The organism is Plantactinospora siamensis (assembly GCF_042434095.1).
Classification (GTDB): Bacteria; Actinomycetota; Actinomycetes; order Mycobacteriales; family Micromonosporaceae; genus KBS50.
This window is the reverse complement of sequence record NZ_JBHLUE010000019.1, coordinates 21,619-42,146: the sequence shown is the minus strand read 5'-3', so window position 1 is coordinate 42,146 and position 20,528 is coordinate 21,619. Positions and strand designations below refer to the sequence as shown.

The following is a 20,528-nucleotide window of genomic DNA, read 5'->3' as shown; positions in this document are numbered from 1 at the left end:
GTCGGCCACCGGCGCGGGGGAATGATCGGCGGGGGCGGCCGGTGGGTCCGCCGCCCCGGTGCGCGGTCCCGGCGTCCCGGCCCTGGCGGGTGCGGCGGGCCGCCGGCCCGGGCGCTGCCGCTTAGCCATCGTCCTCGTCCAGGGTCGGCTGGCCGTCGGCCATGGCGGCGATCGACGCCGGCGGGCCGGCGGAACCGATCAGCGCGACGCCGCACAGCAGCGCGGCCATCGCCGCGATCGCCAGCAGGTAGCCGGATCCGAGGTGTGGCGTCGGGTCCAGGTAGTTCACCGGCCGGCCGGCCACGGCGTCCCCCTGCCGCACGGCCACGAGGCCGACGAGCAGGACCGTCGCGACGACGGCCGGCACCATCACGCCGACGGCGCGCAGCGCCGTGGCGGCGCCGCGGAGCCTGGCCTGCGCCGCCACCAGTGCGGCCGCGTACAGCAGGATGCCGGCGACCAGGCCGATCCGGTACGTCTGCTGCCACAGGTGCAGGTCGTGCCCGGTCACCACCACCGGCACGTCGTCCGCCGGGTCCGATGGGATGGCCTGGGTTTGCCAGGGCAGCGCGACGGAGGCCGCTGCCAGCCCCAGCGCGAACAGGGTCATCATCCAGCGCGACCCGGTCCGCAGGCCGCGGATCATGGCCGTGTCCCGGGCCGCCAGCGGTACCCGGCGTAGCTGGTCGGACAGCCGGACGGACCCGAGGGTGCCGCCGGCCAGCAGCGCCGTGCCGACGCAGTAGAGGAGCGCTCCGACGGACAGCGCGACGCCGCGTACGGTGATCCGGACGGCGTTGCCGAGCCACAGGTCCACCACGGTGATGGTCCGTCCCCGGGTGAGGTAAAGGGTGGCGGCCAGCAGAGCAGTGGTCCACATGGTCGCGGCCACCACGGTGACCGAACGCAGCACGGCGCCGAGCCGGCTCCGGGACCCGAAACTGATCCCGGCCAGCATCGCCGACATCACCAGCAGGGCCGCCGCGCCGGATCCCAGGTACGGGTTGAAGCTGGTCAGGAAGACCGGGTAGCTCCTGCCCTGGGCGGCGTCACGGACCTGTGCCCAGGGCAGGGTCAGGCCGACCACGGCGAGGGCGGTTCCGGTGCAGGCGGCGACCAGCCCGCCGATCCACGCCGCGCTGATCCCGGTCAGTGCCGACGGCATCAGGCCGTCGCTGGCGCGAAGGTACGCCTCCAGATCGAAATCGGCGCGGCCCGCCCCGGGCGCGGCCAATTCCGTGTCGGGCTCGGCCAACTCCGTCCGATTCGGATCAGCCATCGCCATGGGCAGAGCCTAGCGTGCCGGCCGGCGCTGCCGCCGAGCCGACCGGCCGCAGCGTCGGCTGTCCGACTCACCGCGCCGCCGCCCGCTCCTACCCTCAACCCATGAGCGACGCGGCCTTCCTCGTACGCATCGGTGCCGGGCTGTACCTGGACAGCAACGGGATGATCCGGCCCGGCCCGGACACCGCGCTGCCGACCTACACCGTCTCCAACGGCAGCCTCCCGGTCAGCCCGGACACGGTGAAGAAGGTGTTCGACGGCATCGCCAAGGGCATGCCGGACCCGTCGGACCCGAAGACGCGGGAGAAGCTGGGCCGGCTCGGCGTCCTGGACGACACGATGAAGCTCCTGCACGCCATCGGCGAGATCGCGAGCGTGCTGGGCAAGGTGGTCGCCGTGGTCGGCTTCGCGGTCGACGTGGCGAAGATCCTGGGGCTGCTCAAGGACGGGCCGTCCGCGGTGGAACAGTTGGTCGAGCGGCGCTACCAGGACCTGGACCGGCGGCTCAAGGGCATGGAGATCCGCTGGCAGCTGCAGGACGTCCGCAACATGCGGGTGGACCTGCACAACGCGCTGCTGGCCGTGGACGGCTACCTCGAAGAGCTCGGCATGGGGGTGGTCAACCAGGCCAACCTGCAGGTCAAGCTGCTGGAGGTGCACAACGCCCACCAGAAGGCCGCGGACGCGGTGGGCCGGCTGCTGGACGCCTCCACCTGGCTGTCCGGCTTCAACCGGGACGACTACACCCGGGTCTGGCCGTGGATCCCGTGGCCCGGCATGTACCACATGCCGGTCGGGGTGCCCGCTCCGAACACCCTGCACCCGGAGAACTACGCGCGCTTCTACGACCAGGCCGAGCTGGTCTTCGACCACCGCGCCATGGTGCCCGGGGTGACGTACGGGGTGTTGTCGTACCTGACCCTGATCAAGGCCATGTCCCCGGAGTACCGCTCCACCGGCGAGTTCGACGACTACCTGCTGGGCTTCGCCGACGCGCTGGAGGGGCTGACCGAGCAGATGCGGGCCACCGGGCTCGGCCGCACCGTGCACGTGGACGGCAACTTCACCCCGCTGCGCGCCAGCGAGGTCATCGACCCGATCTTCGGGCCGCCCCGGGTCGGGCCGCTCTGCTACCGCTGGTCGGCCGGGGCGATGGATCTGCGGGCCCACACCAACGACTACTGGGACGCGCTGGAGGCCGAGGCCCGGGTCATCTTCCAGTCGCTCGGCATCACCCCGGGCTGGCTGACCAACACGTACCCGCTCAACCAGCTTCCCGACCGGCTGGGTCCGATGTGGGCGCGCTGGACGGCGCCGGCGGTGCTGGGCCGGGCCACCGAGCCGGTCACCGACGAGCCCATCTACCCGATTCTCAACATCGACGAGTGCATCGCGGCCGCCAACGCGCAGGCCGAACAGGACTATCTGGACCTGCTGTTCAGCAGCGGGTACCTCAACCTGGCGCACCTGGTGGCGCTGCTGCGGCACAACGCCACCGAGCCGGACCGCAGCGAGACCGTCACCGGAAGGGTGTTCGTGAGCCACGCCTCGGCCACCCACGCTCCGGTGTCGGTGACCGTCCGGCCGCTGCTCAGCGAGCCGATCGAGGCCACCGGGGATCGGGAGTCCCGGGTGACCCGGCTGGGGGTGGACGTGGTCACCCAGCCGCTGGAACGGGAGCGTCCCCTGCCGTACCGGATCACGCTCTGCACCATGCCCTCGGCGAGCGGATCCACCTGGCTGGAGCCGGACTGGTCCCAGATGCAGCACCCCCAGTACCGGCCCAAGGAGATCACCGAGCTGGGCGGGACCACCCGGACCGTGATGGCGCTGGAGCTGCACACGTCGACGCCGACGTCCGAGGTGGAGCTGATCGCCGGCGCGAGCCCGGTGCAGACCCGCCAGGCGTCCGGCACCGCGACCCTGCTGGCCGACACCTTCGACTGGTGGATCCCGACCGCCACGGTGAGCGCCGCGCCGGTGTGGCAGGAGCAGGCCCGGATGGGGCTGCGCGACGCCGCGGCCATCGCCGGCGCCGTCGGCGGCGCGGGCGCCGCCGGTGGCTCAGCCGGATCCGGCGGTACGGGCGGCGGTGGCGGCGGTGGCGGTGGGGTGGACCCGGCCGCGTTCGGGAAGCTGGTCGGCGCCTCGGCGGTTCTCAACGGTCCGGCCGCCCGGGACCTGGCCGACGTGATCCTGGACGATGTGGACCCGGCTGCCACCGGCGGGCAGCACCGCGACATCCGCCGGGAGCAGCAGGTGCAGCTGCAGTGGCAGCTCACCTGGACGGCGGACCGGATGTCGATCAAGCTGACCGGCCGGCCCGAGGACCGCAACTACGTCGCGTTCCTGGTGGCGCAGGAGAAGCTCGGGCCGTCCGGCCAGTGGCTGCACACCGCGTTCAAGCTGCCGGTCGACGGCCAGCTGACGTACCTGCCGAAGGACTTCTTCGACCGGGAGCGGGCCGCGAACGAGCGGGCGCACAAGCTGCTCACCGACCTCAACAACCGGTACGCCAAGTCGGTGCCGGTGGGCCCGAAGGGGCCGGGCCCGTTGGTGGCCGCGATCAGCCCGGCGGTGTCGGGCACGCCCGAAGGGCTGGCGGCGTTCCTGGAGGCGGCCGCCACGCACGAGCCGGAGCTGTTGCGCGAGGTGCTGCGCGACCACGACCACCACGCGCCGGAACTCGACCGCCGGCTCGACGGGCTGTACCGCAGCGACTACGCGGCCGGCTCGGAGGCTGACGACCAGCCCGTGAGCGAGACCGACACCGGATCCGAGGGATCCCCCGAAGTCGAGGGCGAGAGGTAGCCTCGACAGGGTCTCCGGAGCCGAGCGGGACGGGAGGCCACCGGATGCGACTGATCCGCTGGACCAGCGGGCTGCTCTGGGTCGGCAGCTGGTTCCTCATGGTGCTCGAGGTGTTCCGGTGGCACCACATGACCCGGTCGCTGCGGTTCAACTCCGCGGGACTGTCCGGCGTTCATGGCCGCGCCCACCCGGGACTGCCGCTCATCGCCGCCTGGGTGGTCGCCGTCGCGGCGCCGGTGGTCTTCGTCTACGCCACGGTCCTCCGCCACCGCCGCCCCGATGAAGGGCTCGGCCACCGCCCCCGATGAAGGGCTCGGCCAGCGGCGCCCCTGCCGAGGGGCGCCGCGCCCGATGGCTGCCGGCCGGCCGGCCGTGGCCACCCGTCAGCCGAGTTGGCGCAGCAGGGTGGCCATGTCGGAGCATATCCACTCCTCGGCGATGAGCCCGTCGGCCACCCGGTAGAACTCGTGGCTGACGTACTCGATGGGGTTGCCCGTTGGTGGGATGCCCAGGAACTCGCCGGAGTGGGTGCCGCGGAACCGCAGCCGCAGCGCGACCCGGTCGTCGGCGGCCACGATGTCCTCAATGTGTGCATGGAGGTCCGGGAAGGCCTGCCGCATCATCTCGAAGCCCTCCCGCCAGGTCTGTTGTCCCTGCTGGGGCTCGGGCAGCTCGGCCAGGTTGATGATCATGTCCCGGGCGGTGAACGCCATGCAGGCGTCCGCGTCGCCGGCGTTGAACGCCGCGAAGGCGGCGCGCAACAGCTCGATGTTCGCGGCGGGCGAGGTGGTCTCGGATGTCATGGTGCGATCTCCTGTTCGTTGTCGGGGCGATCGGTCGGGTACGACTGCCGCAGCAGCGTGAGGGCGCGGCGGATGGCGGCCGCCTGGGCCGGGGCGAAGTCCGCGTAGAAGGCGGCGGCGAAGCCGTCGCCGGTCTCCTCGAAGACGCCGTCGGGGATCTGGATCGCTCGCCGGGCCGACTCGGGGATGGACGCCACGATCAGCCGGGCGGCGGTCTCCACCCGCGGATCGTCGGTGGCCGCACCGGCCAGCTCATCGAGGAGCGCGTACACCGCCTGGGCCTGCTCGATCGCCCGGGGGTCGTCGGCCATGCCCTGGGTGAGCATGTCGAGCCAATCAGTGTCGTGGGCGCCCCCCACGGTCTCCAGCAGCGCCATCACCTCGCGGTCCTTCGCCGCCATCGCCGACTCCGGCCCAGGGCGACCGGCGGTGACCTCGGCCATGCTGCCGAAGAGCCCGGCCAGGCCGGGGGAGACCGGGGCCTGCGCGGTGGGCAGCCCCTCCTCCGCCTGCCGGAGCAGTTGTGCCAGCCGGGCGCGGCGTCGGCGGATGTCCGACTCCTGCGCGGCCAGATCGGCGTCGAGCTCGCGGAGTATTTCGGCCAGGTCCCGGCCGGCGTCGCCGGCCAGCACGTCGCCGACCTCGGCCAGGCTCAGCCCCAGCTCGACCAGGCGACGGACCCGGGCCAGCTCGACGGCGTCCCGCAGCGAGTAGTCCCGGTAGCCGTTTCCCCGTCGGGCGGGCTCGGGCAGCAGGCCGACCCGGTGGTAGTGCCGGATGGTCCGGGTGCTGATCCCAACCAGCTCGGCGAGTTCTCCGATCCGCATGCCTCCAAGCAGACACCTTGACGCCGCGACAACGTCAACCCGGACCGCGATGCGCACGGCCATGCCGGGCGGTTCGCCGCGTCCGCGCTGATCGGTCGGACCTCACAAAACCGATTCCCATCCAGTCGTACTGGTATGACTGACACCCGAACGAGCAACCTGGCGGTATTCCAGCGCTTCCACGAGGCCACGAACTCCGGCGACATCGACCACATCGCCAGGGTGGTCGACGAACTGGCGCCGGACGTCCTGTTCCACGCGCCGGCGCCGGTCGAGGCGACGGGCGCCGCGGCGCTCAAGTTCATCTGGGCGGCGCTGCTGCGCGCGTTCCCCGACATTCACGTCACGGTCGAGGACACGATCGCGGAGGATGACAAGATCGTCTTCCGGAACACGGTCACCGGCACCAACCTCGGCCCGTACCGGGGGATGCCGCCGACCGGACGAGCGGTCCGGTACGACGAGATCTTCGTCGTACGGTTCGCCGGCGGCCGGATCGCCGAGATCTGGGGCGTCGTCGACCTGTTCACCCAGCTGCGGCAGCTCGGCCTGGTCGACGGAGGTCCCGTCCGATGAACGTGGTGCGGTCGATCGTGCAGGCGCCCCTGGCCGTGCTGTTCGCGTCGGGGTGATTCCCCTCGCTCAGCAGGCCCGCAGCCTGGCTCGCCATGGATGACCCGGGTGGACCAGGCCGAGCGTCGCGTCCAGCCAGCCGCGTTCCGCGCGGGACAGCAGCGGGAGCGCGCCGGCGAAGTCGGCCTCGTCCTTGTCGCGCGCGTGTTTGGCCTTGAACAGCAGAACGGCCTCGATGGCCAGGTATGGGATGCCCTCGGCGCTACGCCGGATGATCTCGCGGTACGGCCGGCGGATCCGCCGTTCGTCGCGGCGGCAGATCCAGACATCCCCGTCGTGGGGCTCGCGGAAGACGTCGAAGCGCCACCTTCCGGCCGCCGGATCCCAGGCCCAGGTCTGATGCGAGTCGCCAGCCAACGTGTCGGCGGTCAACGGCGCCAGCACGCCCTCGCCCACCGGCACCCAGAAGTCGAGCTCGGGAAACAGCGGCGGCAGGAGCCCGAAATGCGCCGCGGGGACGGCGACCTCCAGGTCGTCGTGGGCCCGGGTCTGCTCGCCGCGGAACAGATCGACCGCCCAGCCGGCCCCGACGTACCAGGGGATCTGCAGGTCGCGAAGGCGTTGCGCCAGCTGGATCGGGCGCCAGGCATCCCACGCCTCGATATCGGGATGGTTCACGACGCGAGCCTAGGGCGCGTGTCAAAGCCCCTGGCCGGCCTGCGGCGCGACCGAGGACTTTGACCCGCGCCGCAGGCGCAGCAGCGCCGCGGCTCGGTTCAGCTGAACGGCCGGACGACCTCGTCGGCCAGCCACCGCACGCCGCGGTCGCCGAGCACCGCGGCGAGCACGATGTGCCGTACGCCGGCGTCGATCATCCGCTCGATGGTGGCCCGGGCCTTGGCGGCGGCGTCGGGTTCGGCCGCGCGGACGATCAGCTGCATGGACCGGGTGATGGCGGCCGGGTCCCGGCCGATCGCCCGGCACTGCCGGACCAGCTGGGCGTCGCGGTCGGCGAAGCCGTCGTCGAGCCCGCCGGGGTAGTTCCACAGGTCGGCGTGTTCGGCCACGAGCCGCAGCAGGCGGTCGCCCGATCCGCCGATCATGATCGGCGGGTGCGGCCGCTGGACCGGCCGGGGCGCGCAGACCGCGCCGCGCAGCCTCAGCCAGGGTCCGTCGTAGTCGAACGGCTGTTCACTGGTCCACATCCGGGTGATCACGTCGAGGGATTCGGCCAGGTCGCGTACGGCCCGCCCGGGCGTCACCAGCGGAAAGCCGTACGCGGCGAACTCTCGTACCGCCGGGTTCGGGCCGGCCACCCGACTGCCGCCGGCGCCGATGCCGAAGTCGAGCCGCCCGCCGGCGATCGCGTCCACCGTGGCGGCCATCTTGGCCAGCAGGGTGGGGGAGCGCAGCCGGTTGCTGGTGACGATGACTCCGAGCCGCAGCCGGCTGGTCTGGGCGGCCAGGGCCGCGAGCAGCGTCCATGCCTCCAGCGCGTCGGCGTCGACGTCGCCGCGCAACGGGACCAGGTGGTCCCAGAGCCACGCGTGCTCGAACACGTCGAGCTGGTCGGCCTCCCGCCAGGTGCGCTGGATCTGCTCGTACGTGAGGCCCAGCTGGCTGGTCTTGATCCCGAAACTCACCGGCATTCGTCAGCTCTCCAAATCGTCAGTAAGACTGACGATCAGCCTAAGCTTAAACTGGCCGGGTGCCAACACCGCGAATCGCCGACCGGCTCGGTTACCTGCTCAAACACGCCCAGCTGCGGCACGCCGAGCTGACCGCGGCGGCGATGCGGCCGCACGGCATCACCGGCCGGCAGTGCGCGGTGCTCATCGCCATCGACGACCAGGAGGCGCAGTCCCAGCAGGAGGTCGCCCGCCGCCTCGACCTGGATCGCACCACCATGGTCGCGTTGATCGACGAGCTCGAGGCCAAGAAGCTGGTGAGTCGCAGCCCCGCCGCCAACGACCGTCGCAAGAACGTCGTCGCCCTCACCGCGTACGGTCGCGAGACCCTGACCGCGGCGTTGGCCACGACGATGGAGGTCGAGCGGAACTTCCTGGCGCCCCTGTCCCCGGCCGACGCGCAGACGTTCCGGCGGCTGCTCGCCGCCGTCGTTCACGCCTGACGAGCGCCACATCGTTCCCGCTGACCCGATGCGCCGGCCGCGCCGCACGCGGCGGCCGGCGCCGTCCGGTACGGCGAGTGGCGCAGACCTGCGCCGCGGGGAGCGGATCGGCGGCTGAACGTCCACACCAGCAGGGCGCAGGCGGCGAAGGCGGCGCCGAGGATGCTGGAGCCGGTCCACCCCGTGGCGGCAAAGGCCGTGGTGGTGGCGGTTGCTCCCAGGCCCGACCCGAGGGAGTAGAAAATCATGTAGCCGCCGATGACGCTGCTGGTGCGGTCCGGGTAGGCGGCGGTGAGCAGGTGCTGGTTGCTCACGTGCACGGCCTGCACGGCGAAGTCGAGCACGAGCACGCCGGCGCCGACCAGCCACAGCGACCACGACGCCTGGGCGATGGCCAGCCAGGCGGCGGCGAGCAGCACCAGTGCCCCGCCGGTCACGGCATGGGCGAGTCCGGCGTCGGCCCAGCGTCCAGCCCGGGCGGCGCCGAGCGCACCGGCGAGGCCGGCGATTCCGAACAGGCCGATCTGCGCCGTGCTCAGCTGCCACGGGGCCGATCCCAGGGGGAGTGCCAGGCCACTCCACAGGGTGCCGAACGAGGCGAACAGGAAGAACGCGATCAGCCCCCGCGAGACGAACAGCTGGTCGCCGAACAGCCGTCCCAGCGACGCGAGCGCCTGCCGGTAGCTGGCATGGTCGGTGCGCGGATCCGGCGGCAGGAACGTCCGCACGAGCAGCGCCAGCCCGATCAGCAGCGCGGCGAGCGCGCTATAGACAGCGCGCCAGCCCCACGCCGTGGCGAGGGCGCCGGCCGCCACGCGACCACCGAGGATGCCGACGACGACCCCGGAGGTCACCGTGCCGAGGACGCGGCCGCGTTCGTCGGGTGTGGCCAGGGCGGCGGCGTAGGCGACGGTCGTCTGGACGACGACCGCGAACAGGCCGGCGATGGCCTGCCCGAGCAGCAGCAGCCACGTGCGGCCGGCGACCGCGGCCAGCACCGTACCGACCGCGGCCAGCCCGAGGTGCCCGACCATGAGCCCGCGCCGATCGATCAAGTCGCCCAGCGGGACGAGGAAGGCCAGCCCCGCCAGGTAACCGAGCTGTCCGGCGGCCACGATCCACCCCAGCTCGGCGTCGGGCACGCCAAGGTCCGCGCCGACTTGGGCGAGCACGGGCTGTGCCGCGTAGACGGTCGCCACGGCGACCGCGCAGACAACGGCGAACAGCGCTCTGCGACCGAACGTCAGCTCCATCCCGGCTCCCTAAATCAGTAGCAGATTGCAACCATTCCGACCGTACGGCAGAATGGTTGCAATCAGCAACTCCTGGGAGGTGTGATGGAGATCCGTTCCGACGACGTGACCTGGACCGACCCGACCTGCCCGGTCGCTCGCACCCTGGACCTCGTCGGCGATCGATGGAGCCTGCTCATCGTCCGCGACGCCATGGACGGCGCGCGCGCCTTCACCGACTTCCAGCAACGCACCGGCATCGCCCGCAACATCCTCACCGATCGGCTGCGCCGGCTGACCGAGCGCGGCATCCTCGACCGGCGGACGGCACCGACCGGAAAACGGCAGCTCTACGCGCTCACCCCGGCCGGACGTGACCTCTTCGCCGTCGTCGTGGCCCTGCGGCAGTGGGGCGAGCGCCACGCATTCGCCGCCGGCGAGGATCGTTCGGTACTTGTGGACCAGCGCGGTCACCAGTTGCCCGACCTGCTGCCCAGGAACTCGCGCGGTGTACGGGTAGGCCCGGAGACGACATCGGTACGCGCCGCGGTGCCCGGATCCGTCAACGAGAGCGCCTACGACCTGCCCGATTAGGTGATGAGGGCCCGGCCGGGGCCTCGGAGGCCGGTACGCCCGCGTAGTCGGGCAGTTCGACGCCGTTGATCGCCCGCTCGACCAGGTCGGTGAGCCACTCGCCGTCGAGCTCCGGACCCGGCCTGGCGTCCGGCGTGGCTCCCAGACTGGTGTCGGGCTCGGCGGCGTCGAGCATGCGGGCGTGCAGCCGGCCGATCTCCTGGTTGGCCTCCACGAACGGCCGCATCCGTCGCTCGTAGCCGGCGAACCCGGCCCGCGGGTCCCACCCGGCCGCCGCCAGCTCGCCGGCCAGCAGGTACGCGCCGACCAGGGCCAGCCCGGTGCCCTGCCCGGACAGCGGCGACGAGCTGAACGCCGCGTCGCCGAGCAGCCCGACCCGGCCGTGCGACCAGCGGTCCATCACCACCTGAGCCACCTGGTCGAAGTAGAAGTCCGGGGTGTCGTCGAGATGATCGAGGATGCGCGGGGTCAGCCAGCCCATGTCCTTCATCCGGTCGCGCAGCAGGCGCTGCTGGGCCGCCACGTCGCGGTGGTCCACGTCGAGGTCGGCCGCCGGGAAGGAGAACATCGCCATCGCCCGGGTGGCGTCCTGGATCGGCCGCAGGCCGGCCGAGCGCCCGGACCCGGGATCCTGACCGGTGACCGCACGGGTCCCCCGGTAAGGTCAATGTCGAGCCGAGGCCCACCAGACCGGCTTGGCGTTGCGGCTGGCGCCGCTCGTCAACTTCGCCACCCGGCCAGCTGAGCAGTGATCGCCTCAGGGCCAGCATCCGGGCCGCGGCGAGGTTTTCTCCCCTGTAGCCGGTCAATTGACCCCACCTCCTCCTGCCGGCGGCGGGATGGCGGAGCGCCGGGCCGGACTATCGACCGCCGCGGCTACGGTGTCGTCCCTGATCAGAACAAGCAACTGGCTCAGGCGGTCATTGCGAATCCGGTGACCCGAAGCCCGTAGGCCGGCGGCGAGGTTCCGTCGGTTGACCCGGTCCCCGGCAGCGGTCAGCTGGTCCCGGACAGCCCGGGCGGCCTCGACGAGTTCCTCGGCACCGGGCGGCCCGTCCCCATCGGGGACCGATGCCTCTGCCCGGCCATTTCGGCCCGGCCGGGACAGCCCGGTGACCGGCGCGGGCCGCCGGGGACCAGACCGGCGACTCGGGGCGGGACCATGGCGGGCCCCACCCGGCACGGCGGGGACCGGAACTGCTCGGACCGGCATGGCCGGGACCGGAACCGCGGGGACCGGGAGGTGGGGGACCGGGACCGAGGGGACCGGGACCACCGGATTGGGATCGGGGACCGGGGGACCACCGGAGCTGGTGGTGGCCCGCCCGTCAGCCGTACCGGTGGAGGGTGCGGTAGGAGCGACGTCGATCGGCGTCGCGTCAAGCAGCCCGGCCAGTAGCTTGATCGCGAGCAGGAGCGCTATCGCGGGCCAGCCGGCCACCAGCCGGCCGATCGGATCAGACGCGCCGATCGCGATGTTCGCGGCGAGGCTCGCCCCCGTGCCCGCCGTCAACGCGGTCCAGGGGAGCCAGCCGGCTCGGCTGTCGGCGCGGTGGTGAGCCAGCAGCACCAGCGACGCCACGATCTCAATCCCGTCGACCGAGATGGGAAAGGCGTGGGCCCGCCAGCCAATTTCACCGTGCAGCCGCGCCAGTTCGGCCATGTGCGAATAGGAGATCGCACCGGCGACGCCGGCCAGGACGACGACCGTGGTGCAGGCGGCCGCCGTGATGGCCCGATCCGTGGCGCTCACCGGGCGCCACCGGGCCGCCCACGGGTGGCGGCCTCAGCACTGGTGGCAGGCGAGCCGACCACCTCGATCACCTCGATCGGCCGATGCGGGATCTGACAGCAGCGCTCTCGCCCCTGACCGGACCTGACACCGCCGGCCATGACACGCTGACCGGACCTGACACCACCTGTCACGGCGGCATGACGGGACCTGACACCACCTGTCACGACGTCCTGACAGGACCTGACACCGCCGGTCATGACAGCCTCGCCGATCCGGTACGGGCAAAATCGGCGGGGTCGACCGGGCCCGGCATCGGCAGGTCCGCGAGGCGCAGCAGGGCGCAGCGGGACCGGTGCAGGTGCCATACCGCCTCCGCGGGGCTGCGACCCTCGAGCCGGTCCCGGGCGGCGGTGGCTACGGGGACGGTGGGCTTCGCGTCGATGAGACGCCGGTGCAGGTTCGCCTCGCGGGCTGTCGAGTGCAGCCAGAACAGCACGGGCCAGCGGGGGCCGCCCCGCCAGGCGAGTTGCCCGTAGCTGGCGAGCTTGTCGACGAGTACGCCCAGGCTTTCCGTTCCGGTGTCGTGCTCCAGGTACCAGGCCACCGTCCGGTCGTTCTCCGACCACACACCCAGGCCGTCGGCGTTCACGCTGCCGTAGGCCGTCGTCCCGGGTGGGCTGAAGAACTTGCGCAGGCTCGTGTCGGGCCACCAGTGGTGCAGCCGGGATCCGGGGTGAAGCCGCTCGTGACCGGCCAGATCGGTGAAGAACTGGTTGATGCCGAGCCGGTGCTCGATGTTGCGGTTGGTGGCGATGCGGTGCAGTCGGGCCGCGGTCGCCGTACGGCGGGGTGGGTTGTCTCCGCGCGCGGCGGCGATGATGAGCTCGCCGAGGTGCGCGAGCGCGTAGTGGTAGGGGTAGGTGCCGCCCTGCAGGCGGAAGGGGCGGAACCGCTCCAGCAGACCCAGGCCGGTCAGCTGGGTGAGTCGGCGTTGGGCGTAGTTGCGGCTGGGAAACAGGGCGTGCGCGATCTGGAAGCTGGTCAGCACCGAGTGGTCGTAGAGCCAGTCGAGCAGCCGCCAGTCCCGTTCGGTGAGCTGATGCTGCACCCGTAGCACCTGGTCGGTCGTATTGGCCATGGCATCTCTCCTGCGTGAGCGACAATCCTTTTCTCCCTCGCGGGGAGGAGACCCTGATGGGTCTTCTGGGTCGCCGGTGTAACGGTCGACCCGCCGCTGAGCTGGGCTGTCAGCGGCGGTTAGGCGCAGGTGGGGTCCACATGAAGGCGGACGGGCCGCGGGACCCCGAAAAGGACCCCCACGGGGACGCCCCCACCGCCCGACACGCGTGCCGGCACGGTCACGGGTCGTCCCGGAATGTCCGACGCTGCGACGGCAGTGACACCAAGGTGGTGGACTGGTTCGGGAGTTGTCGTCCTCCAACACGGGCGTCCTCGCCTACGGCGGGAACCATCGCATCCGCGAACATGCGCGGGAGTGTTGGAGGACGTCCCCTCCGGCCGCTCGGGGCGGCCTGGTCGCCATCCCGGTCGCCGGGATGGGGGAAACCAATCAAGAAGGACACCCTATGCACACCGTCGCCGAGGCTCAACGCGGTTTTCGTTGTGACGCCCCGGCGCTGCCAGACCCCAGTCGGACGGTGGTTCTGGCGGCACCCGACGGGGCGCCGCGCCGCGGTTGGGGCCGCAGGTCGGGTGCGACGTTCGCCGGCTCGACGGACCACGAACCGGATAGCGGCGGTGGCTGCGGCTCCGCTAGCCTGCGGTCGTCTTCATCACGGGGGAAGGAAGTTCGTTGACGCATGCGTTCCGGGTGGATCTGCGCGGCATCGTGGATCTGCTCAGCCACCACCTGTATGCCACACCCCGGGTCTACGTCCGGGAGCTGCTGCAGAACGCCGTCGACGCGATCACCGCCCGCCGGCTCGCCGAGCCCGACGCGCCCGGCGACATCTGGTTCGAACCCGCGGAACGCACCGGCGACGGCACGTTGCGGATCACCGACACCGGCATCGGACTCACCGAGGAGCAGGTGCACGAGCTGCTGGCCACCATCGGCCGCAGCTCCAAGCGCGACGACCTGGGTTTTGCCCGGCACGAGTTCCTCGGCCAGTTCGGCATCGGCCTGCTCTCGTGCTTCCTGGTCGCCGACGAGATCCGGGTGCGGACCCGGACCGGCGACGGTCCGACCGTGGAATGGGTCGGCCGCGCCGACGGCAGCTACGAGACCACCGTCGCCGCCGACGGCAACGGCCGGGCCGCGCAGGGCACCACGGTGACGCTCGTCCCGCGCCGGGGCGAGGAGCACTGGCTCCGCGAGCGCACCGTCACCGAACTCGTCGCGCTGTACGGCTCGATGCTGCCGGTCGCCGTCCGGGTCGGTGACACCGTCCTGACCAGCGGGCCGGCGCCGTGGGACACCAACCGGGCCGAGTCCGCGTCCGCCCGGGCCGGCCGGCTGGCCGCGTACGCGCAGCAGGCGTTCGGGTTCACCCCGCTGGACGTCATCGAACTGGCCGCCCCGGAGGCCGGGCTGCGCGGCGTCGCCTTCGTGCTGCCCACCCCGTCGAACCCGGCCGTCCGGGTCGCCCACCGGGTCTATCTCAAGCAGATGCTGCTGTCCGAGGGCATCGAGGGGCTGCTGCCGGAGTGGGCGTTCTTCGTCCGGTGCGTGGTCGACACCACCGAACTGCGCCCGACCGCGAGCCGTGAGGCGCTGTACGACGACAGCCTCCTGGAGCAGGTCCGGCAGACCCTCGCCGACCAGTTGCGCGGCTGGCTGGCCGGGCTGGGCGCCTCCGACCCGCGGCGGCTGCACGAGTTTCTGCGCATCCACCACCTCGGCGTCAAGGCGCTGGCCCTGCACGACGACGAGACGCTGCGGCTGGTGTACCAGTGGTGGCCGTTCGAGACCAACGTCGGCGCCCTCACCCTGGCCGAGTTCGCCGAACGCTACGGCCTGGTGCGCTACAGCGCGTCGGTCGACGAGTTCCGGCAGATGGCCTCGGTCTCGGCGGCGCAGAACGTGCCCCTGGTCAACGCCGGGTACGTGTACGAGGCCGAGCTCGTCAGCCGGCTCGGCGAGGCGCTGCCGGACGTGGCCGTCGAACCGCTGACCCCCGCGGACCTGGCGCTGCGGCTGGACACCCTCGAACCGGACGCCGCCGCGGCCGTCGAGCCGTTCATCGCCACCGCCCAGCGGATCCTCGACCGGCAGGGCGTACGGGTCGTGGTGCGACGCTTCGACCCACCCAGCGTGCCCGCCCTGTACCTGCTGGACGGCGACGCCGCGCTGCAGTTGGACCTGCGCCGCGGCCGGGAGCAGTCGACGGACGTGTTCGAGGCGGTGTTCGACGCGTTCATCGCCGGGCACGAGGACAACCGGCCGCAGCTGGTCTTCAACCACCGCAACCCGCTGGCCCGCCAGGCGATGAGCACCGGCGACGAGGAACTGGCCGGGTACGCGGTCGAAGGGCTGTTCACCCAGGCCCTGCTGCTGGCCCGGCAGCCGCTCACCCCGGCCGCGACCGCCGCGATGAACCAGTCGCTGCTCGGCCTGCTGTCCCGGGCGATGGGCGCCGGCCGATGAGCACGTCGGAGAACGACCTGCGCGACATGATGGCCGAGGTGTACCGGCACCCGCCGGGTCCGGCGCGCAGCGCGGCCTTCGACACCGTCATGCGGCACGCCGACGCGGCCGGGGCGACCGAATTCGCGTTCCGGGCGCGGATGAACGCGATCTGGGACTTTCACATGGGCGGCGACTACACCCGGGCGTTCATGGCGTTCTCCTGGTGCGTGGCCACCTTCGACCGGCACCCGGAGTTCGCCGGCGGGTCCGAGCACGACCTGCTGTGGAAGTACAAGTGGATCGTGTGGGAGTTGCCGCAGTTCCCCGCCGTGCCGCTGGAACGCACCGTGGCCCTGCTGGACGACATGGAACGCCGGTACCGGCAGGGCAACCACAGCCTGCACGCCGTCTACCAGCACCGCGGTCTCGTGGCGCACCACCTGGGCGACCTCGACGAGGCCGACCGCTGGTTCGACCGGATGGTCGACGCGAAACGCGACAGCCTGTCCGACTGCGCCGCCTGCGTGCCCTCCAGCCTCGTCCAGCACCACGTCGCCCGCGGCCGGTACGAGGACGCGGTCCGCGCGGGCGCGCCGTACACCCGCGGCGGCTGCGTCGAACAACCCAAGGCGATCCTGTCGGACCTGCTGCCGGCGTACCTGCACACCGGCCGCACCGCCGAGGCGGTCGAGGCGCACCGCGTCGCCTACCGGCAGCTGCGCGACGGCCGGCACTACCTGGCCTCCATCGCCCTGCACCTGCAGTTCTGCGGCCTGACCGGCAACGAGGAACACGCGCTGCCGATCGTGGAACGCCACCTGCCGTGGCTGGACCGCCCGGCGTCGCCGTACGCCGCCATGGAGTTCACCGCCGCCGCCGCGCTCGTGCTGCGGCGCCTCGCCGAGACCGGCGCCGGCGACCGTCCGGTCCGGGTACGCGGCGACGACGGCACCACCAGGGCGCCCGCCACCGTACGGTCCGTCCTGGCCGACGTGACCGCGCGGACCCGGGCGCTGTCCGCGCAGTTCGACGCGCGCAACGGCAACACCTACCAGAGCCGGCGCACCGAGGCGTGCATGGCGGCCGAACCGCTCCTGGACCGACTGCCGCTGACCGTCCTGGCCGGCCGGCCGATCCGCGCGAAGAAGCGCGACGACCGCATCGACGGCCTCGTCAACACCGTCGCCGAACGCACCGCCGCGGGCGACGCGGCCGGCGCGGCGCTGGCCCAGCTCGACCTCGCGTACCTGCTGCGCAACGCGGACCTGCTGGGCGATGCGGCCGAGACCGCCGAGGAAGCGGCCCGCGCCCTGGCCCGGGCCGGGCTGGCGCAGGAGCGACTGCGCGCCCTGCACCTGCTGTTCCAGCTGTACGTTCGCAACTACCAGCAGCGCTCCGACGCGGCGGCGCTGGCCACCGAACTGCTCGACGCGCCCGCGCTGCCCGCCGCGCTGCCGCGGGAGACCCTGGTCGAGGAGATCGCCGACCGCGTCCCCGACCTGGACCTCACCGGCCACCTGCAACGAGCCGCCGACATTCACCGGCGACGCGGCGACACGGCCGGTGAGGCGCGCTTGCTGCGCAAGGCGATCGGCCGGATCGGCCCGCAGTCCGAGCAGTGGCAGCCCGTGCTGGACCGGCTCGACCAGCTCATCGAAGCCGACGCTCTGGCTTCCGACGAGGCGGCGCAGATGTCGGTGCACGTCGGCCGAGCCCTGAGCGTGGCCGGCGATCCGGCAGCGGGATGGGAACGCGCCGAGCGGACGGTCGCGGCCCTGACCGCGGCCCGCGCGCAGGAACCGGTCGAGCACCGCCTACACCGGGCCTGGCTGGCGCTCAAGATGGACCGTCCGGTCGACGCCGAGGCCCTGGCGGCGCCCCTCACGGCCGGCGACGACTTCCACTGGGAGGCGCCCATCGTCGTGGTGCGGAGCCTGCTGGCCCAGGGCCGCACGGGGGACGCCGAGTCCTATATGGCCGAGCGCGGCCTCGATGCGGACGAGGACCTGGACTACGACCCGTACGCCATCGGTTGAGCGGAGACGCCCGGACCCCGCTGCCCGTCGTACCGCCGCGGTGCCCGCCCCGGCACGGCGCCGCGAGGGCTGGGCTGTTCGGTCACAGCGGTGACGGGTCGTCGCGCAGCCGGCTGTAGAGACACCCGTCGCGCCAGGCGCCGGCCCGGAACTCGCAGGCGCGGACGACCCCCTCCAGCTGGAAGCCGGCCTTCTCCAACGACCGCTGCTCGGGGGTGTTCTCGGCGTGGGTGCTGGCCTGAATGCGCTGCACGGGGGTGTGGCTGAACAGGTAGTCGCACAGCAGCGCCTGGGCTCGCCAGCCGATGCCCTGGCCACGCCATTCGGGCAGCAGCACGATGCCGATCTCCCAATAGGGCGCCCGTCCGCCGTACTGGCCCTGCAGATAGCTGAGATAGCCCGCCCGGGCGTCCGCCGCCGAGTCGACCTGGACGACCAGGCCGCCGGTCCGATCACCGAGATAGCCGTCCTCGGCGAAGCGGCGGGCCGGCGCGGCGGCGTCACGGAAGCCGGCCCAGTCGAGCCCGACCAGCCCGGGCTCGACCGCGAACCGGCGCATCATCTCCAGATCGTCCTCGGCCACCGGGCGCAGCCGGATGGCCGAGCCGGACGCCCGGTGCACGATGCCGACCACCGGCGGGGCAGAGTTGTCCATCCAGCGCACCGTAGCGACGGCCCCGGCTCCCCGCTGCCCCGGACCGGCGGCCATCGGGCGGCGAGCACGCCGCTCCGGGACGCCTGCCCGACCGGTGCGGCCATCGCGGGGAGGGGCCGAAGCCGGAAGGATCCGGCTACGCCAACCTCTCCCGGACGAACCTCGCCAGCGCCTCTCGGGAGGGCTGGCCCCAGCCGATGCAGAACGGGTGGCCAGCCGGGTCCGCGTACACCTGGTGGCCCTCGTCGCTTTCCATATCACCGGCTTGCAGCAGGCGGGCGCCGGATCTCATCGCCTGTTCGTGCGCCGACCTGGGGTCCTGAACATGCAGGTCCAGGTGCACCTGCTGGGGCGCGCCGTCTGGCCAGTCCGGGGGAACATGCCCCGGCGCGAGCTGGACGCCGATCCGCCACTCACCGGCCGCGTCGATGACACTGTGAAACCGTTCGTCCTCGAAGACGTGCCCACCGAGCATCCCGGCCCAGAACGCGCTCTCAGCCTGCAGGTCTGCGGCGTCGAACACGACCACGGTCCGTATCGGTTCCATGGGAGCCGATCCTATGAATGTGGCTGTCCACGAGCAAAGCGTGCCGCCGCACCACCTTCGGTGCGACGGCACGCTCGCGATCACTTCATGTTCGATACCACGAACGAGGCGTGGCCGTGCAGGTAGTTGTCCCAGCCGCCGGTCACCGGGGCGCCGGCGGAGAGCAGGTTGGTGGTGTCGGTGCCGACGTCCAGCTTCCACGCCGCCCACGAGATGTTGTTGGCCTTCATCCAGTCGATCCAGGTCTGGGCCTCCGGGTAGCAGGCGGTGCCGTCCAGGCCACCATCGGCGTTGCTGGCGCCCCATTCGGTGACGAACAGCGCCAGCCCGGCCCGGATGGCGGTGTCGGCCTTGCTGCGCAGCCAGGCCGTGTGCGAGCAGGAGTAGAAGTGCAGCGTGTACATCAGGTTCGTGCCGGACACCGGGCTGCCGGCCGCCACGTCCACGTCCTGTGACCAGGTCGGGGTGCCGAGCACGATGATGTTGTCCGGGTCGGCCGCCCGGATGGCCGGCACGACGGCCTGGTGGTACGCCTTGACGGCGCTCCACGAGCTGTTCGCCCCGTTCGGCTCGTTCCAGTCCTCCCAGATCACGTTCGGCAGGTTGCCGTAGCGCTGAGCCAGGTCGGAGAAGAACGCCACGGCCTGCGACTGCTCCTGGTTGGCGTGGTCGGCGTGGAAGTCCACGATGACGTACACCCCGGCTGCGGCAGCGTTGTTGATGATCGTCTCCACCTGCCCGCGGGCCTTGCTCGGGTTGCTCAGGTACGCCCCGGACGGCTCCACGCCCATGGCGGCGCGGATCACCTGCAGATGCCAGTTGTCGCGCATCCACCGCAGCGCCGACAGGTTCTCGGCGTACGGCTGGCTCTCCCAGTTGAGCCACATACTGCTCACGCCGCGCAGCTGCACCTTCGCGCCGTGCTCGTCGCACATCCCGCTGCCGCAGACGTGCAGCTTGCCGTGGATCGAGACGGGAGTGCCGGTCGGCGGCGTGCTGGAGGTTGGCGTGGGGCTGGGCGTGGTCGACCGGGTGGGCGACGGGGTCGGGCCGCTCGGCGTGCTCGACGGCGGGGCGCTGCTGGGCGCCGCGCCACCGCAGGTGACGCCGTTGAGCGTGAACGCGGTCGGCGCCGGGTTGGCGCCGTTCCAGACGCCGTTGAAGCCGGGGCTGACGGTGCCGCCGGTGCCGAGCGCGCCGTTGTAGCCCTCGTTCGCCACCGTCACGGCGGAACCGGACTGGGAGAACACGCCGCCCCAGCCGTTCTGCACGGTCTGGCCGTTGGCGAAGGCGAAGCCGAGCCGCCAACTGGTGACCGGGTCGCCGAGATTCTTGATGGTGATGCCGGCCTGGAAGCCGCCCGGCCACTGGTTGACGACCTGGTAGGTGACCTGGCATCCGGTCGCTGCGGATGCCTGGGTGGCCGTGGCGGCGACCATGCCGACGCCGACCACCAGCACGACGGCCGCGCCGAGGCCGCGCCGCGCACGAGCGCGCGCGGGCGGGCGGAGTGGGGTGATGCGCATTTCGGACTCCTGACACATGCTTTCGTCCCCGGCGCGCGGCGCCGGTGACGATACGGGGACGGCCGGGGTGGCCCGGTCACCCCGGCAGGCCGCGGGACGGCGGCAACCACGTCCCACGGATATCGCACCATAGCATAGACAGTCGTCACTACCTGCCGACCGCACGCGGCGCCGATCTGGCTGTG

General features: G+C 72.1%; 19 protein-coding genes. 7 read left to right on the top strand and 12 right to left on the bottom strand.

Annotated features, from left to right (window positions below; all coding sequences use genetic code 11):
- Positions 1–121 precede the first annotated feature (121 nt).
- On the bottom strand, positions 122–1,279 hold the full coding sequence (locus ACFFHU_RS22540) for a hypothetical protein (protein ID WP_377341984.1): 1,158 nt from the start codon (positions 1,277–1,279) through the stop codon (positions 122–124).
- A gap of 107 nt (positions 1,280–1,386) precedes the next feature.
- Between ACFFHU_RS22540 and ACFFHU_RS22535 the strand changes: the two genes are divergently transcribed.
- Positions 1,387–4,095, top strand: coding sequence for a hypothetical protein (locus ACFFHU_RS22535; RefSeq protein ID WP_377341983.1), 2,709 nt, complete (start codon positions 1,387–1,389; stop codon positions 4,093–4,095).
- A 44-nt stretch (positions 4,096–4,139) separates the two neighbouring features.
- On the top strand, positions 4,140–4,403 hold the full coding sequence (locus ACFFHU_RS22530) for a hypothetical protein (RefSeq protein WP_377341981.1): 264 nt from the start codon (positions 4,140–4,142) through the stop codon (positions 4,401–4,403).
- Between the two features lie 75 nt (positions 4,404–4,478).
- Here ACFFHU_RS22530 and ACFFHU_RS22525 read toward each other — a convergent pair whose 3' ends face one another.
- Complete coding sequence (locus tag ACFFHU_RS22525) at positions 4,479–4,898, bottom strand: ester cyclase (protein ID WP_377341979.1); 420 nt, start codon at positions 4,896–4,898, stop codon at positions 4,479–4,481.
- Entirely contained in the window at positions 4,895–5,725 is an 831-nt protein-coding gene (locus ACFFHU_RS22520; RefSeq protein WP_377341977.1) for a helix-turn-helix domain-containing protein, read from the bottom strand. The genes ACFFHU_RS22525 and ACFFHU_RS22520 overlap by 4 nt, the downstream gene beginning before the upstream one ends.
- Before the next feature lie 135 nt (positions 5,726–5,860).
- Between ACFFHU_RS22520 and ACFFHU_RS22515 the strand changes: the two genes are divergently transcribed.
- Positions 5,861–6,301 (top strand): ester cyclase, encoded by a 441-nt coding sequence (locus ACFFHU_RS22515; protein WP_377341975.1) that lies wholly within the window; start codon positions 5,861–5,863, stop codon positions 6,299–6,301.
- Positions 6,302–6,367: 66 nt separating this feature from the next.
- On the opposite strand, the gene ACFFHU_RS22510 is transcribed toward ACFFHU_RS22515, so the two are convergent.
- Together ACFFHU_RS22510 and ACFFHU_RS22505 are read right to left on the bottom strand one after the other, a co-directional pair.
- A complete protein-coding gene (locus ACFFHU_RS22510) occupies positions 6,368–6,976 on the bottom strand; it encodes a nucleotidyltransferase domain-containing protein (protein ID WP_377341974.1) in 609 nt (202 codons plus the stop codon).
- 98 nt (positions 6,977–7,074) lie between these two features.
- Complete coding sequence (locus ACFFHU_RS22505) at positions 7,075–7,941, bottom strand: LLM class flavin-dependent oxidoreductase (protein ID WP_377341973.1); 867 nt, start codon at positions 7,939–7,941, stop codon at positions 7,075–7,077.
- A gap of 65 nt (positions 7,942–8,006) precedes the next feature.
- Between ACFFHU_RS22505 and ACFFHU_RS22500 the strand changes: the two genes are divergently transcribed.
- Positions 8,007–8,429, top strand: coding sequence for a MarR family winged helix-turn-helix transcriptional regulator (locus tag ACFFHU_RS22500; protein ID WP_377341972.1), 423 nt, complete (start codon positions 8,007–8,009; stop codon positions 8,427–8,429).
- Here the strand turns inward: ACFFHU_RS22500 and ACFFHU_RS22495 are convergent.
- On the bottom strand, positions 8,420–9,682 hold the full coding sequence (locus ACFFHU_RS22495; protein WP_377341970.1) for an MFS transporter: 1,263 nt from the start codon (positions 9,680–9,682) through the stop codon (positions 8,420–8,422). The two genes, ACFFHU_RS22500 and ACFFHU_RS22495, sit on opposite strands and share 10 nt — an antisense overlap.
- Positions 9,683–9,766: 84 nt before the next feature.
- Between ACFFHU_RS22495 and ACFFHU_RS22490 the strand changes: the two genes are divergently transcribed.
- On the top strand, positions 9,767–10,255 hold the full coding sequence (locus ACFFHU_RS22490; protein ID WP_377341969.1) for a winged helix-turn-helix transcriptional regulator: 489 nt from the start codon (positions 9,767–9,769) through the stop codon (positions 10,253–10,255).
- On the opposite strand, the gene ACFFHU_RS22485 is transcribed toward ACFFHU_RS22490, so the two are convergent.
- From ACFFHU_RS22485 to ACFFHU_RS22475, 3 genes are all read right to left on the bottom strand, one after another.
- Positions 10,224–10,829 carry an FAD-dependent monooxygenase gene (locus ACFFHU_RS22485; RefSeq protein ID WP_377341967.1) on the bottom strand — a complete coding sequence of 202 codons (606 nt, stop codon included), beginning with the start codon at positions 10,827–10,829 and terminating at the stop codon, positions 10,224–10,226. The two genes, ACFFHU_RS22490 and ACFFHU_RS22485, sit on opposite strands and share 32 nt — an antisense overlap.
- A gap of 231 nt (positions 10,830–11,060) precedes the next feature.
- Positions 11,061–12,008: a DUF2637 domain-containing protein gene (locus tag ACFFHU_RS22480; RefSeq protein ID WP_377341965.1), complete on the bottom strand. Its 948-nt coding sequence runs from the start codon at positions 12,006–12,008 to the stop codon at positions 11,061–11,063.
- Between the two features lie 235 nt (positions 12,009–12,243).
- Positions 12,244–13,128: a replication-relaxation family protein gene (locus ACFFHU_RS22475; RefSeq protein ID WP_377341964.1), complete on the bottom strand. Its 885-nt coding sequence runs from the start codon at positions 13,126–13,128 to the stop codon at positions 12,244–12,246.
- A 675-nt stretch (positions 13,129–13,803) separates the two neighbouring features.
- Between ACFFHU_RS22475 and ACFFHU_RS22470 the strand changes: the two genes are divergently transcribed.
- A complete protein-coding gene (locus tag ACFFHU_RS22470; RefSeq protein WP_377341962.1) occupies positions 13,804–15,597 on the top strand; it encodes an HSP90 family protein in 1,794 nt (597 codons plus the stop codon).
- Positions 15,594–17,615, top strand: a complete 2,022-nt coding sequence (locus ACFFHU_RS22465; RefSeq protein ID WP_377341960.1) for an ATP-binding protein — start codon at positions 15,594–15,596, stop codon at positions 17,613–17,615. Before ACFFHU_RS22470 ends, ACFFHU_RS22465 begins: the two co-directional genes overlap by 4 nt.
- An 82-nt stretch (positions 17,616–17,697) precedes the next feature.
- Here ACFFHU_RS22465 and ACFFHU_RS22460 read toward each other — a convergent pair whose 3' ends face one another.
- From ACFFHU_RS22460 to ACFFHU_RS22450, 3 genes are all read right to left on the bottom strand, one after another.
- Complete coding sequence (locus ACFFHU_RS22460) at positions 17,698–18,270, bottom strand: GNAT family N-acetyltransferase (RefSeq protein WP_377341958.1); 573 nt, start codon at positions 18,268–18,270, stop codon at positions 17,698–17,700.
- Positions 18,271–18,406: 136 nt separating this feature from the next.
- A complete protein-coding gene (locus ACFFHU_RS22455; protein WP_377341956.1) occupies positions 18,407–18,817 on the bottom strand; it encodes a VOC family protein in 411 nt (136 codons plus the stop codon).
- 80 nt (positions 18,818–18,897) lie between these two features.
- The gene (locus tag ACFFHU_RS22450) at positions 18,898–20,343 is read right to left on the bottom strand and encodes a cellulase family glycosylhydrolase (protein ID WP_377341955.1); all 1,446 of its coding nucleotides are present in this window, start codon (positions 20,341–20,343) and stop codon (positions 18,898–18,900) included.
- Positions 20,344–20,528 lie beyond the last annotated feature (185 nt).